This window comes from Mycobacterium sp. IDR2000157661 (assembly GCF_022317005.1).
Taxonomy (GTDB): domain Bacteria; phylum Actinomycetota; class Actinomycetes; order Mycobacteriales; family Mycobacteriaceae; genus Mycobacterium.
In genome coordinates, this window is record NZ_CP081006.1 from 1,371,722 (window position 1) to 1,385,183 (window position 13,462).

Here is a 13,462-nt window from a genome sequence, read left to right on the forward strand (position 1 = left end):
GGAATTCCAGCATGACCGACACCGCCAAAGACGACATGCGTGAGCGTCTCGACGCGCTCATCGGCACACCGACCGACGGTGTCGGACGGCCGTCGCACGCTCCCGATCCGGTGAATGCGGCGATGATCCGGCACTGGGCGTACGCCTTGGACGACATGAACCCGGCCTATCTGGACGCCGAGTTCGCGGAGAACTCCCGTTACGGAGCGATCGTCTCGCCGCCGGTGATGCTGCAGAGCTGGACGATGCCGCCGCCGAAGCTCGCTGGCATCCACGACCGCGGTGGTGTGCCGATCGAGATGAAGGGCGAGAATCCCCTGCAGTTCCTTACCGATGCCGGCTACACCGGGATCATCGCGACCAACTCGGAGTTCGAGATCGAGCGTTATCCCCGTGTCGGAGACCAGATCTCGGCTGAAACGGTCTTCGACTCGATCTCCGACGAGAAGAAGACGGCGATGGGCAACGGCTTCTTCGTCACCTGGGTCACCACCTACCGTGATCAGAACGGCGATGTCATCGGACGCCAGTGGTTCCGGACTCTGCGATTCAAGACGGGAAACTAGATGGCCAGTCGACTCGCCCCCTCGATCAGTCCGGACACCGAGTTCTTCTGGTCGGGCCTGAAGGACCATGAACTTCGCATCCAGCGCTGCACGGACTGCAAGACGCTGCGGGTTCCGCCGCGACCGATGTGTGGTTCCTGCCAGTCGCTGAATTGGGACTGGATCGTGTCCGCCGGACGCGGGACGGTCTACAGCTTCGTGATGCCGCAGTATCCCCCGCTGCCGTTCCTCCAGTACCCCTACGTCGTCGCCCTGATCGAACTCGACGAGGGCGTTCGCCTCGTGTCGAACCTGTGCGACATCGAACCCGATGCCATCGAGGTCGGGATGCCCGTCGAGGTCTTCTACGAGACCTTCGAAGCCCTTCCCAGCGGAGAAGAACTGGTGCTGCACCAGTTTCGGCCCGCCCACTGACATGCCTCGCCCACTGACATCCTAGGAAACAACGAATGGACTTCACCTTCACCGAAGAGCAGGAGACGGTAACCAAAGTCGCCCGCCAGCTCTTCGAGCACCGCGCGACGCCGGAGCAGCTGACCGACCTGGAGTCGGGCGATGTGCGCCACGACGCCGCCCTGTGGGCCGAGTTGGCCTCAGCGGATCTCCTCGGCATTGCGCTGCCGGAGTCGGTCGGCGGCACCGGCGGGGGTTTCCTCGAGCTGGGCGTTCTGCTCAGCGAGGTCGGTCACAGCGTCGCTCCGGTTCCGGTCTATGCGACGCTGCTCTTGGGCGCCGATACCCTTGCCCGGCATGGTGATTCCGAGCTGCAGCAGCGTTTCCTGCCCGGAGTCGTCGACGGCGGCACGATCCTGACCGCGGCGCTGGCCGAACCGGGTAGCTCCGACCCGGCCGTGCCGCGTACCACCGCACGTGCCGACGGCGATGTCTGGCGGCTCACCGGTCACAAAGAACTGGTGCCCGCCGCGCAGCTCGCCGCCGCCGTCGTCATCTCGGCGACGACGAGCGACGGCCCGGCGCTGTTCATCGTCGAAACACCCGGCGACGGAGTGAGTGTCACGCCGGTGCGGACAACCAACGGCGAGCCCTTCGCCGACATCGAGTTGACGGATGCCGTCGGGCGGCGGCTGAGCGAGCACAACGGCGCGGCTGCCGTCCAGGCGCTCTACACCCGTGCGCTGGTCGGGCTGTGCGCAATGCAGGTCGGCGTCGTCGACCGGGCACTCAAGCTGGCCGCCTCCTACACCAGCGAGCGTGAGCAGTTCGGGCGACCGATCGGCTCCTTCCAGGCCGTTCAGCAGCGGCTGGCGGACGCCTTCATCGACACCGAGGCGATCCGCTGGACGACCTGGCACGCGGCGTGGTTGATCGGCGAGGGCAGGCCCGCCGGGCGCGAAGCCGCCATCGCGAAGTTCTGGGCCGCCGAAGCGGGAGCGCGGGTCACCGCATCCGCGCAACAGGTACACGGCGGGATGGGCATCGATGTGACCTACCCCCTGTCTCGGTACTTCTTGTGGGCCAAGCAGATCGAGCTCACTTTGGGGTCGGCGTCACAACAGTTGGCGCGGCTCGGTCACACCTATGCGGAAGGAAGCAACCCATGACCTCTGAGACTGAAGTCGCTCCTCACGTCCGCGGCGTGAAGCGCCCCGCGACGTTGCCGTGGAACACGATCAACGTGGGCGATGAGGTGACTCCGATGGACGTGCCCGTCACCGCCACACTCATCGTCGCCGGCGCCATCGCTTCGCGCGACTACATGCCCGTGCACCATGATCGAGATTTCGCGAACTCACAGGGCTCCAAGGACATCTTCCTCAACATCCTGACCACCAACGGGCTGTGCGTGAAGTTCCTACACGACTGGGCCGGGCCGGAGGCGATGATCAAGAAGCTGTCCATCCGGCTCGGGGTGCCCGCCTATCCCAACGATCCGCTGCGCTTCGAGGGCAGCGTCACCGGTAAGTCCGCCGCCGACGGCGAAGGCTTGATCGAGGTCGCCTTCACGGGCACCAACAGCCTCGGCGATCACGTCAAGGGCACCGCGGTGCTGAGCCTGCTCGAGGGCGTCGAGGGATGACGGGGATCGGGGGCAAGGCCGCGCTCGTCGGGATCGGTCAGACCGAGTTCTCGAAGGAGTCCGGCCGCACCGAGATGCAACTGGCCTGCGAGGCCGTCAAGGCGGCGATCGAGGATGCGGGCCTGCGCCCGAAGGACATCGACGGCATGGTGACCTTCACCGTCGACGAGAACGAGGAGATCGAGGTCGCGCGTAACGTCGGCATCGAGAGCCTCACCTTCTTCACCCGGGTTCCGCACGGCGGCGGGGCCGCCGCGGGCACCGTGATGCAGGCCGCGATGGCGGTCGCGACGGGGGCCGCCGAGGCGGTGGTGTGCTACCGAGCGTTCAACGAGCGCTCCGGCTTCCGGTTCGGCGGCGCCGGACGTCAGCCCGGCGTCACTCCGCTGTGGATGGCACCGTACGCGCCGTTCGGCTTCATGACGCCGGCTGCCTGGGTGGCGCTGCACGCCCAGCGCTACATGACCACGTACGGCGTCACCAACGCCGACTTCGGCAAGATCTCGGTCATCGACCGCAAACACGCGGCCAACAATCCCGACGCCTGGTTCTACGAGAAGCCGATCACCATCGAGCAGCACCAGCAGTCACGATGGATCATCGAGCCCGTGCTGCGCCTGCTCGACTGCTGCCAGGAGAGCGACGGCGGGGTGGCCATGGTGGTCACCAGCGTCGAGCGCGCCAGGGACCTGGCCAAGCCCCCGGCCGTCATCACCGCGGCTGCACAGGGAGCCGCCTACGACGGGGAGGTGATGACCAGTTACTACCGGGAGGACATCACCGGTCTGCCCGAGATGGGTGTGGTCGGCACCAAGCTGTGGCGCGACTCCGGACTGAAGCCCGACGACATCTCGACCGCCTTCCTCTACGACCACTTCACCCCGTTGGTCTTCACCCAGCTCGAGGAGCTCGGCTTCTGCGGACGCGGGGAGGCCAAGGATTTCGTCTCGGTCGACGAGCTCTCACTGGGAGGCCGGATGCCCATCAACACCAACGGCGGACTGCTCGGCGAGGCCTACATCCACGGCATGAACGGCATCACCGAAGGCGTCCGTCAAGTCCGTGGCACCTCGTTCAACCAGGTCGATGACGTCGAGCACGTCCTCGTCACCTCGGGTACCGGCGTTCCGACCAGCGGCCTCATCCTGGCCCCGGACCACTGAGGCGTTAATGTCGTGCGGTGGGATTTGACGTGACTCAGGCGGTAGCGGTCGACACCCGGGATGCCATCATCTCGGCGGCATTCGCCTGCTTCCGCACCCGCGGATTGGCCAAGACCACCATCGTCGATATCGCCCGCGCCGCGGAGGTGTCGCGCAGCACCTTCTACGAGTACTTCCGCGACAAGGAGACCGTCGTCGAGGCCTGCGCGGAGGCGGCGTCCCAACGCTTCTACCGCAATATGGCCAAGGCGATCGATCGCCACGGTGGCAGCACGCTCGAGGGCAGGTTGGTGCGCGCTGCCGTGTTCGTATGTCAAGCGCGCCAGGTCGTCGAACCCGAGGCTTACTTCGACGATGCGGAAGTCAACCTCATGATGACGAAGAACGCGGCCACTCTCCTCAAGGAGTGCGCCGACTTCTTCGCTCCCTATGTGACAGCGGCCAGGTTGACCGGCGAAGTCCGCGCCGACCTGGAGGTCGCCACTGCGACCGAATGGTTCGCCCGGATGTTGTTCTCGCTGTTCACCACACCATCGCCCACCATAGACATGCGCGACGACGACGCGGTGGCGGACTTCGTCCGGGCCTACGTGGTGAACGGTTTCCTCGACGGCCTCCCCCGGCGCCGCTAGCACTCGCAGATGTCAAGCCCGAGGAGCGTCCCCATATGCCGACGGAAACAAGTATTCTCAATATCGGAATCGGCTACTTTCAACGTTGCTGCCGGAAGGGGCTGAAGTGAAGGTCACTGCCGTATCGGCAATCGAGGATTCCCGGCAGCCGCGAACCCGCGGCCACGCGACCCCCTACAAGCTCGTCGTGCTCGCGCCCGACACGACGGACGCGGTGGCGGCCGCCGGCGGGCTGATCGTCGACTCCACCCGAGCGGGCTGGCAGGTCGAGATCTTCCTCGAAACCGGCTCAGCGGAAAGAGCTCTCCGCATCCTCGGTGTCGGCAGCCACACCTTGCCCGGTACCTTCGATTTCGGGCTGCACTGGCCCGATGCCGTCGTGTTCGCCGCATCGACATACGACGCGCACCGGGGGGTGCGCCGCTTCATCTCCGACGCTGCGCGGCGGCATCGCGCGAACGTCGCTTGCTGGGGTGGCGCGTGCCCGAGCTCACCCGTATCCGCAGCGGCGGTCGAGCACCGCCTCAGCTCTGCCGCACAGGCATTCAAGTACTACGCGATGAAGGCCCTCGATGTGACGGCGCCGGCCTCGTCCGTCGAGGCGTTCCACGGCGCCGGCGTTCCGCCGACCGTGTGTCTCTGACGGGTCGCCTCAGACCGTCCTGCGCACGGGAACATTGGACCAACCGCAGACGTTCGACATCGCCACGCGCTGCAAGCCGCCGCGGTCCACTTCGTACTCAGGCAGAAGGTCGAGGAGCGCGTTCAACGCGATGTGACTCTCCATCCGGGCCAGCGCCGCGCCGAGACAGCTGTGGATGCCGTAGCCGAAAGCGAGGTTGAACCCCATCTTGCGCTCCCGCTCGATGTCCAACGTGTCAGGATCGTCGAACATCCGCTCGTCGCGGGTGGCCGATCCGGTGACCAGCAGCACGGCGCTGTCCGCGGGAATCGTGACGCCATAGTAGGTGACGTCGCGCGTCGCGGTGCGGACCTGATACTGCGAGGGCGCTTCGTAGCGCAGCAACTCCTCGACCGCGGCCGGAATCTTTGTGCGGTCTGCACGAAGCCTGCGCCACTGGTCGGGGAAGTCCGCGAACGCGACCATCGCGTTGCCCACCAACTTCGTGACCGTTTCGGCGCCCGCACCCCCGAGCATCGTCGCGAAGCCGGTGATGTCGACATCGGTGAGCTTCTCCACGACTCCTTCGCGCTCGATCTCGGTTTCGATCAGCCGGCTGATCATGTCGTCCTCAGGCTTGGCCCGCCGCTGCCGCACCAGGTCGTAGTAGTACAGGCCGGTGCTCACCGAGGCTTGGTAACCGTCTTTGGTGATGGCGATCTCACCGGGGTGCCGTTCGAGAAGGAGATCCAGCCAGCGCCGGATCTGGTCGCGATCCTGCTTCGGCACACCGAGCATCGTGGTGATGACCTCGTTGGGGAACAGCGCGGAGAAGTCCTCGACCACATCGAAGTTCGCCGGGTTCAGCGCGTCGATGCGCTCATAGACCTTCTCGCGCACCATGTCTTCCAGTGCGGCGATGGCCCGCGGGGTGAACACCTTGCTGACGAGCTTTCGCATCTTCTCGTGCTCGGGCGGATCCATCGAGATGATGACCTTGGGCACCGGAATCGCGTCGTCATGGGCTTTGACCATGTCGAGGGTGGCGCCCTTCGCCGACGAGAACGTCTCGTGATCCTTTGTCGCCGGCGCCACGTCGTGGTAACGCGTGAGTGCCCAGAAATCCCACTTCTCGCTGTAGTAGACGGGCGCCTCGTTGCGCAGGCGGCGGTAGGTGTCGTATGCCCCGTCGAAGAAGTCCTGCGAGAACGGGTCGAACTCGACCGACCTCTCGCCGGACCCCTCGACGGACCCATTGTCGACCTCGCGCGTGGTCGAGCTCACAGGATCGCGCCCGAACTCTTGAGTTCTTCGATTCTGTCCCAGTCGATTCCGGCAGCCATCAGAACTTCCTCGGTGTGCTGCCCGTGCTCTGGAGCGCCGACCGGGGTCACCGGCTGTTCGTCGAATTGGACGGGATTGGCCGGCAGGGAGAACGGCACGCCGTTGACGGTCTCGGTGTGCGCGATGTATCCGTTGGCGGTGACGGCGGGATCCTCGCAGAGCTCGGCGGGTGTCTGCACGATTCCCCAGGCGCCCGACAGCGCTGCCAGCGTCGTGCGCCACTCGGCCACCGTGCGCTTGGCGAATGCCTCGTCGAGTAACGCGATCAGGGCCACCCGGTTCTCGAATCGCGAGGCCGGGTCGGCGAATCGCGGATCGTCGATGAGTTCGGGGAGCCCGATCACGCGCATCGCCTCGGGATAGAACTTGTCGAGTTGCAGCATCATCAGCTGGACGTAGCGGCCGTCCTTCGTGCGGTACGTGCCCACCAGCGGATTGGGCGCGTCGGCATGGCCGAATTTGGGAATGGAGGTGCCCCCGTGGATCTGGCTGACGGCGACGTCGGGGCTCAGGTTCCACGCGGCGAGCCCCAGCAGGGAGACATCGACGACCGACCCCTGGCCGGTGGTCGCCTTCTTGTACAGCGCCGCGGCGATGCCACCCGCGATCGTCATACCGCCAAGCAGGTCGCCGAAGGCCGGACGAGAGCGGACCAGTTCGTCGCCGTCCTCGGTCAGCATCGTGGCGATCCCGCCGCGGGCCCAATAGGAAACCCCGTCGTAGCCGGGTTTGTCCGCATCCGGGCCCTTCGGCCCGTGGCCGGATCCCCGCACATAGACGATGCTCGGGTTCACGGCGCGGATGTCATCGACGTCGATGTGGAACTTCTTGCGTCGTTCGGGCAGATAGCTGGTTAGGAAGACGTCGCTCTGCTTGGCGAGTTCGCGAACCACGTCTTGACCACCCGGCGTGCTCAAGTCGACGCCGATCGACTTCTTGCCGCGATTGGGAATCTCGATCATGTAGTTGACCGAGCCGCCGCCCTCGTCGACGATGCCCATCGTGACCAGCCCGCGCTGCGGATCACCACCATTGCGTGGCTCGACTTTGATCACCTCGGCGCCCCATTCCGCCAGGACCGCTCCTGCCGACGGTACGAACGTCCATGCGGCGACCTCGAGGACGCGCACCCCATTGAGCACGTTGTGGCTGGTGTCGATGGTGATGTCATCCTCCTAGTGCGTTAACGGGGATTTTCATTATTGAGAATGGCACTATCGCCTGCGATTGTAGACACGCTACGGGCGCCGCGACAGCCGCCCGGGCAGTGCCGGGTCTCCCCTGTCCCAGAATGCCCGCCAGGTCGGCAGCCGGTGCGGCATCGCCGCCCGTAGCGGCACGTCGGCCGGCCAGCGGACGAATTCCGGTCCGGGGCGCTCGGTCACGTCAACGGAGTACCAGGGGTGTTCCCGTCGTTCCACGAACAACCATGAACCGGCGCGCCGCTCGTATACGTCGTCGTACCGCATCGTGATGACGTACCAGCCGTCGCCGTCCTCGTGCTCGGCGCGACAGTAGAGTGAGCCGGTCGCGTGGTCGGCGTCGACGAAGTCGATCACGTGCCCACAGATCAAGTGAATGCTGCGATAGAACCTGCGCAGCACCTCGTCGTACCACCGTTTGAGCGCATCTCTACCGCTGCCCTGCCTGCCGGCATCGACGTCCTCGACGAACAACGCCACCAGCGCATCGAGGTCCCGCGCGTCCAGCGCCATCGCGTAGCGACTGGGCAGTTGACCGATCTCGATGCTGGACCGCAGCCGATCCAATTGCTCTGACTCCGGCATGGGTGAAGTGTACGAGAATTGGTATTCTCGATTCCTGCGAACGTGACTATCCTCAGATCCGTGCCCTTTCCCTCGATGACGCCCACGATTCCCGCCCTCGTCAGGTCGTCGGCGGCGCGCTTCGGGGACACACCGTTCCTGATCACCGCGGAGCGGACGCTCACCTACTCCGATCTCGATCTGGAATCGTCGCGGCTGGCGAGCACGCTGCTGGCCGAAGGCGTCGGCAAAGGCGATCACGTCGGGATCCTGACGCCGAACAGCGTCGACTGGGCGGTGGCCTGGTTCGCCACGACGCGGATCGGTGCGGTCGCCGTGCCGTTGAACACCTTCTACAAAGCCACCGAGCTCGCCTGGACGATTCGGCACGCCGACCTGAGCGTGATCCTCACCGGGCCCGCATTCGTCGACCGTCTCGAGGAAGCGTTGCCCGGCTTGGCCGAGCAGCGCAACCCCGGGCGGATTGCGCTGCGCAGGACGCCGTATCTACGCACCGTCGCGGTAGGCGGTGCAAGCGACCGCCCCTGGGCGACACGCCTGAACGCAGACGCTGCGACGAGTGCCGACGCCGACTTCCTCGTCGATGTCGAGTCCTGCGTGACGCCGGCCGATGACGTGATGATCATCTACACCTCGGGCAGCACCGGCGACCCCAAGGGTCCCGTGCACACGCACGGCACGCTGGTCCGTCACACCTACAATCTGACGTTCGACTACGGCGTGACCAAGGACACGGTGATGTTCACCGCCATGCCGTTCTTCTGGGTAGGCGGCTTGATCACCGGAGTGCACGCGGTGATCCACCACGGCGCAACGCTTGTCACGCAGCCGAAGTTCGATGCGGCCGAAGCGCTCGAGCTGATCGAGCGTCACCACGCGACGATCGCGTTGGGTTGGCCGCAGCAGGGCAAGTCTTTGGCCGAGCACCCGGACTTCGCACGGCGGGACCTCAGTTCCGTGCAACGGACCAGCATGCCGGCGATGGTGCCCGCCGACCGTCGGCCGAAGGGCCCCAATGCGCTGGGGATGACCGAGCTCTGCGGCAATCACATCGGCGTCGACCCGTATCCCCCGCAGCCGCCGGACCGAGCACAGACCGGTGGCCGCTCGATCGAGGGCTTGTCACACCTGCTGGTCGATCCCGAGACGGGTGAGCCGGTTCCCGACGGCACCGACGGCGAAATCTGGGTGCGCGGATACTCATTGATGCAGCGGTTGTACAAGCGTGAGCGCGAGGACGTCTTCACACCGGACGGTTACTACCGAACCGGGGACTGCGGGATACGGTACAGCGACGGCTGGATCACGTTCACCGGCCGACTGGGTGACCTCATCAAGACGGGCGGCGGCACCAACGTCACGCCGGGCGAAGTCGAACTGGCGCTGACCGATTGCGATGGCGTCCTCGAAGCGTATGTCGTCGGCGCCGACGACGGGCGTAGCGGGACCATCGTCGCGGCCGCGGTGGTGCCGTGCGGTGACGCGGATCTGGATGCGGACGAGTTGCGGACCCAGGTACGCAGCCGCCTGTCGGCGTACAAGGTGCCCAAGTTCATCTGGATCACCCGGAAAGACGCACTGCCGTTCACGGCGACCGGCAAGGTCAAGAAATCAGACCTCGCCAAGCAGTTGAGCGGGCTGATGAGCCATTGAGCGCTGAGCAGTACACGCTGTGCCCATTGTGAAATACCGTTGTCAAATCGCGGAAATTGGCATTCTCACTGCGGTAGATTCACGACGTGGCGCTTGAACAGTTCCAGCTGCACGGACAGGTGGCAATCGTTACGGGCGCCGGACGCGGGGTCGGCGAGGGTATCGCCAAGGTGCTCGCCGAAGCAGGCGCGACCGTGGTGGGGACCGCGCGCACGACTTCGGAGATCAACCAGACGATCGAGGAGATCACGGCGGCGGGCGGCACGGGGTTGGCCTTGACGGCGGATGCGCTGAACCGCGACGACAGCGAGCGCGTGGTCCAGACGGCGGCAGACGAGTTCGGCCGCATCGACATCCTGGTCAACAACGTCGGGTTCGCGACGTACGGTCCGTTCCTGAGCCTGACGTCGGACAATTTGCGCAGCACGTTCGACTACTGCGTCACATCGGCGTTCGACATGAGCCAACTCGTCGTACCCCACATGCTGGAGGTGGGCCGCGGGTCGATCGTCAACATCTCCTCCGGGGCCGGGCGCTTCGGCATTCGCGGCCTTCTGCCGTACTCGGTGGCCAAAGGCGGACTCGAGGCGCTGACCCGCGCCATGGCTCAGGAGTTGGCGCCCAAAATCCGGGTCAACGCGATTGCCCTCGGTGCATTCATGACAGCGGGACTGCAGTCAAGCTTCGATCTGATGCCCGGGTCCGAGGACCAACTGAAGGAGCGGACACCGTTGCACCGCATCGGCGATGTGGCGGATCTCGGTCGGCTGACCGTCTACCTGTGCACCCGCGACTGTTACGCCACGAACTCGACGTTCGTCGTCGACGGCGGTCTACAAGGACCGAATTCCGAACTTCCGATTCCCGATCTGTGACCGGCTAGGAGAAACAAACTTGAACGCCAAACCTTTACGAGTAGCAGTCATTTCCACCGGGTGGATCAGCAGCCTGGCGATCCGTGCGATCAGCCGGCGGTCACACCTCGAGCTGGTGGGAGTGTGGGTGCACAGTGCGGACAAGATCGGTCGTGACGCCGGGGAGATCGTCGGTCTCGGTCCGATCGGCGTGACGACGACCGGCGACCTCGACGACATCATCGGGCTGAAACCGGACTGCGTGGTCTACGGCGCGGCCAGCGCGGAGATGGACGCTGCCGCGGTGCGCGATTACGTTCGCTTGCTGCGCGGCGGGCTCAACGTGGTCACGACCAATACTCCGGGGATGATGTTCCCCGACAGGTGGATTCCTGAGCTCGCCAGCCAGGTGCGCGAAGCCGCGGTGGCCGGCGAGGTGACCATCTACACCTCCGGCATCGAGCCCGGCTTCGCCGGTGACCAGTTCGCGGTGCTGTTGACCACGCTGTCCAACACCATCCGCTCCATCCGCGCGCAAGAGATCTTCGACTACTCGGCCTATCCCAATCAGGACCTCATGGTCACCGCGATGGGGTTCGGCAAGCCGATCGACTTCACTCCGCTGCTCGAACTCGAAGGCGCCCAGCAGTTCGCGTGGGGTCCGCCCATCGGGCTGGTGGCCAAGGCCCTCGGTGTCGAGCTCGAGAAGGTCACCGAAGAGTACGAACGCGTCATCACCCCGCGCGACCTGCACGTGGCGTGCGGCACCATACCCGCCGGAACGGTGGGCGCGGTGCGCGCCGTCACCACGGGAGTCGTCGAGGGACATCCGGTGATCACGATCGAACACATCAACCGGATGGCACCCGACCTGGCGCCCGAGTGGGCCACGGCACCCAACGGCACCTACCGCCTCATCATCGAGGGCCAACCGCACATGCAGTGTGACTTGCGGCTCGGTACCGAAGACACGCCAGAGTCCGCCAACGCCAACGCGATGGAGGCGACGGCGATGCGCGTGGTCAACGCCATCCCGTACGTCGTCGCAGCCGCGCCCGGGATCGCGACGTCGCTGGATCTGCCGATCACCGCACCGCGCAACGCGCTTGACTTCGGCTAGACCGTGAACATCGGTCCACGCGGTGCCCCGCGGACCTCATTTCCGCCGTCGATGGCGAAGCTCTGTCCGGTCACCCAGCTCGACTCCGGGCCGGCCAGGTAGCGCACGCCGGGTGCGATGTCGTCGGACACTCCCAGCCTGCCCAAGGGCACCCGTTCGAGGAAGCTGCTGGTGAGCTCCTCCAGGTGGATGTAGCCCTGTGTGGTGGCGGCCTCGGTCAGTCCCGGACGGACGGCGTTGACGCGGATGCCACGGGGACCGAGTTCCGAAGCCGCGACGCGAATCATCATCTCGAGCGCGGCCTTGCCCGCCGAATAGTGACCCAGACCCTCCATCGGAATCTTCGACGACGTGGATGAAATGAAGACGATGGAGCCACCGTCCGTCATCAGGGGGACGGAATAGCGCATGGCAAGGAAGTTCGATCGCAGGTTGCCCATGACGAATTCGGTGAAGGTGTCGAGATCCTGCTCGACGAGGGGACCGGTACCCCCAGAGGCGACTGTACCGATGACGATGTTCAGTCGGTTGTGGAGGTCATAGGCCGACTGCGCGGCCGCCTTCACCGTATCCTCGTCTTCGGGATCGCCCTTCTGCACGACGATCTGCGCGTCCGGAGCGACCGACAGGATTTCGTCGCGTGTCGCTTGAATGCGGGAGTTGGACCTGCCGAGCAGGTACAACGCGGCTCCGTCGGCCGCCAACAGCTTGGCACTCGCCTTCGCGATTCCCGCCGATGCGCCGAGGATGAAGGCGGTCTGGCCGTCGAGCACACCCATGATCCCGACGCTATCACCCTTTGCAATAGCTGTTCTCGATTCAGCGAATGCACATTCTCGGCTGGGGTAGCGTACGCGTGTGCCCGACTTGACCGACAAGGTCGCCCTCATCACGGGAGCAGCCCGCGGCCAGGGCCGCGCCCACGCCGAGCGTCTCAGCGCCGACGGCGCCGACGTCATCCTCGTCGACATCGCCGGCCCGCTGCCGCCGAGCGTGCCCTACGATTCGGCGACTCCGGAGGATCTCGCCGAAACCGCGGAACTGGTGCGAGTCAACGGTCGCCGAGCATTCACCGCGACTGTCGACACCCGCGATCACGACCGGCTGTGCGCAGCCGTCGCGGAAGGCGTCAACGAACTGGGACGGCTCGACGTCATCGTCGCGAATGCCGGAATCTGCGTTCCGTCAACGTGGGATGCCGTGTCGGCACGTGATTTCCAGGACACGATCGACATCAACGTCGTCGGCACGTGGAACACGGTGATGGCGGGAGCCAAGCACATCATCGCCGGTGGGCGCGGTGGGTCCATCATCCTCATCGGCTCCGCCGCCGGGGTGACGATGGAACCGTTCATGATCGCCTACACCGCGAGTAAGCATGCGATCACCGGCCTGGCCCGATCGTTCGCGGCCGAACTCGGTAAGCACAAGATCCGCGTCAACAGCCTGCACCCGGGATCGGTCGTCACACCGATGGGCAGCGTGGGGATGGTCGAGGCGATGACCGAGGCGGCGAAGTCGAATCCCGCACTGCGGCACGGTTTCACCAAGCAGGTTCTGCCCGACTCGATCACGATGCCCGAAGACATCGCCAACGCTGTCGCCTGGCTGGCGTCCGACGAGTCGAGATACGTGACCGCCGCCGCTATCCCGGTAGACGTCGGTGTGACAGGTACCTGACCT

Annotated in this window: 15 protein-coding genes; 11 read left to right on the forward strand and 4 right to left on the reverse strand. The window is 65.4% G+C overall.

Features of this window, described 5'->3' with window-relative positions; all coding sequences use genetic code 11:
* Positions 1–11: 11 nt before the first annotated feature.
* From K3G64_RS07650 to K3G64_RS07680, 7 genes are all read left to right on the forward strand, one after another.
* Positions 12–566, forward strand: coding sequence for an FAS1-like dehydratase domain-containing protein (locus tag K3G64_RS07650; RefSeq protein ID WP_238890142.1), 555 nt, complete (start codon positions 12–14; stop codon positions 564–566).
* Positions 567–980, forward strand: a complete 414-nt coding sequence (locus K3G64_RS07655) for a Zn-ribbon domain-containing OB-fold protein (RefSeq protein WP_238890144.1) — start codon at positions 567–569, stop codon at positions 978–980.
* A gap of 35 nt (positions 981–1,015) precedes the next feature.
* Positions 1,016–2,128 carry an acyl-CoA dehydrogenase family protein gene (locus K3G64_RS07660; protein ID WP_238890145.1) on the forward strand — a complete coding sequence of 371 codons (1,113 nt, stop codon included), beginning with the start codon at positions 1,016–1,018 and terminating at the stop codon, positions 2,126–2,128.
* The gene (locus K3G64_RS07665) at positions 2,125–2,604 is read left to right on the forward strand and encodes a MaoC family dehydratase (RefSeq protein WP_305071279.1); all 480 of its coding nucleotides are present in this window, start codon (positions 2,125–2,127) and stop codon (positions 2,602–2,604) included. The genes K3G64_RS07660 and K3G64_RS07665 overlap by 4 nt, the downstream gene beginning before the upstream one ends.
* Complete coding sequence (locus tag K3G64_RS07670; protein ID WP_238890146.1) at positions 2,601–3,767, forward strand: lipid-transfer protein; 1,167 nt, start codon at positions 2,601–2,603, stop codon at positions 3,765–3,767. Before K3G64_RS07665 ends, K3G64_RS07670 begins: the two co-directional genes overlap by 4 nt.
* Before the next feature lie 29 nt (positions 3,768–3,796).
* Complete coding sequence (locus K3G64_RS07675) at positions 3,797–4,399, forward strand: TetR/AcrR family transcriptional regulator (protein ID WP_238950486.1); 603 nt, start codon at positions 3,797–3,799, stop codon at positions 4,397–4,399.
* A gap of 106 nt (positions 4,400–4,505) precedes the next feature.
* Positions 4,506–5,042 (forward strand): hypothetical protein, encoded by a 537-nt coding sequence (locus K3G64_RS07680; protein ID WP_238890147.1) that lies wholly within the window; start codon positions 4,506–4,508, stop codon positions 5,040–5,042.
* Between the two features lie 9 nt (positions 5,043–5,051).
* On the opposite strand, the gene K3G64_RS07685 is transcribed toward K3G64_RS07680, so the two are convergent.
* From K3G64_RS07685 to K3G64_RS07695, 3 genes are all read right to left on the reverse strand, one after another.
* The gene (locus K3G64_RS07685) at positions 5,052–6,305 is read right to left on the reverse strand and encodes a cytochrome P450 (protein ID WP_238890148.1); all 1,254 of its coding nucleotides are present in this window, start codon (positions 6,303–6,305) and stop codon (positions 5,052–5,054) included.
* On the reverse strand, positions 6,302–7,507 hold the full coding sequence (locus K3G64_RS07690) for a CaiB/BaiF CoA transferase family protein (protein ID WP_238890149.1): 1,206 nt from the start codon (positions 7,505–7,507) through the stop codon (positions 6,302–6,304). The genes K3G64_RS07685 and K3G64_RS07690 overlap by 4 nt, the downstream gene beginning before the upstream one ends.
* A 96-nt stretch (positions 7,508–7,603) precedes the next feature.
* Positions 7,604–8,080 (reverse strand): nuclear transport factor 2 family protein, encoded by a 477-nt coding sequence (locus K3G64_RS07695; RefSeq protein ID WP_370647174.1) that lies wholly within the window; start codon positions 8,078–8,080, stop codon positions 7,604–7,606.
* A gap of 132 nt (positions 8,081–8,212) precedes the next feature.
* Between K3G64_RS07695 and K3G64_RS07700 the strand changes: the two genes are divergently transcribed.
* The 3 genes from K3G64_RS07700 (at position 8,213) to K3G64_RS07710 (ending at position 11,779) form a co-directional block, all read left to right on the forward strand.
* Entirely contained in the window at positions 8,213–9,805 is a 1,593-nt protein-coding gene (locus tag K3G64_RS07700; protein ID WP_238890152.1) for a class I adenylate-forming enzyme family protein, read from the forward strand.
* A gap of 86 nt (positions 9,806–9,891) precedes the next feature.
* Complete coding sequence (locus K3G64_RS07705) at positions 9,892–10,680, forward strand: SDR family NAD(P)-dependent oxidoreductase (RefSeq protein ID WP_238890154.1); 789 nt, start codon at positions 9,892–9,894, stop codon at positions 10,678–10,680.
* A gap of 64 nt (positions 10,681–10,744) precedes the next feature.
* Positions 10,745–11,779, forward strand: coding sequence for an NAD(P)H-dependent amine dehydrogenase family protein (locus tag K3G64_RS07710; protein ID WP_238950487.1), 1,035 nt, complete (start codon positions 10,745–10,747; stop codon positions 11,777–11,779).
* Here K3G64_RS07710 and K3G64_RS07715 read toward each other — a convergent pair.
* Positions 11,776–12,558, reverse strand: coding sequence for an SDR family NAD(P)-dependent oxidoreductase (locus tag K3G64_RS07715; RefSeq protein ID WP_238890155.1), 783 nt, complete (start codon positions 12,556–12,558; stop codon positions 11,776–11,778). The genes K3G64_RS07710 and K3G64_RS07715 overlap by 4 nt on opposite strands.
* 79 nt (positions 12,559–12,637) lie before the next feature.
* On the opposite strand from K3G64_RS07715, the gene K3G64_RS07720 reads away from it, so the two are divergent.
* Positions 12,638–13,459 (forward strand): mycofactocin-coupled SDR family oxidoreductase, encoded by an 822-nt coding sequence (locus K3G64_RS07720; RefSeq protein ID WP_370647121.1) that lies wholly within the window; start codon positions 12,638–12,640, stop codon positions 13,457–13,459.
* The last annotated feature ends 3 nt before the right edge of the window (positions 13,460–13,462 follow it).

What these genes read in the sequence shown, in the direction of transcription:
- K3G64_RS07665 (WP_305071279.1), top strand. Translation starts at nt 2,125, where the DNA reads ATGACCTCTGAGACTGAAGTCGCTCCTCACGTCCGCGGCGTGAAGCGC.
- K3G64_RS07655 (WP_238890144.1), top strand. Translation starts at nt 567, where the DNA reads ATGGCCAGTCGACTCGCCCCCTCGATCAGTCCGGACACCGAGTTCTTC.
- K3G64_RS07660 (WP_238890145.1), top strand. Translation starts at nt 1,016, where the DNA reads ATGGACTTCACCTTCACCGAAGAGCAGGAGACGGTAACCAAAGTCGCC.
- K3G64_RS07650 (WP_238890142.1), top strand. Translation starts at nt 12, where the DNA reads ATGACCGACACCGCCAAAGACGACATGCGTGAGCGTCTCGACGCGCTC.
- K3G64_RS07715 (WP_238890155.1), bottom strand. Translation starts at nt 12,558, where the DNA reads ATGGGTGTGCTCGACGGCCAGACCGCCTTCATCCTCGGCGCATCGGCG.
- K3G64_RS07695 (WP_370647174.1), bottom strand. Translation starts at nt 8,080, where the DNA reads ATGGCGCTGGACGCGCGGGACCTCGATGCGCTGGTGGCGTTGTTCGTC.
- K3G64_RS07670 (WP_238890146.1), top strand. Translation starts at nt 2,601, where the DNA reads ATGACGGGGATCGGGGGCAAGGCCGCGCTCGTCGGGATCGGTCAGACC.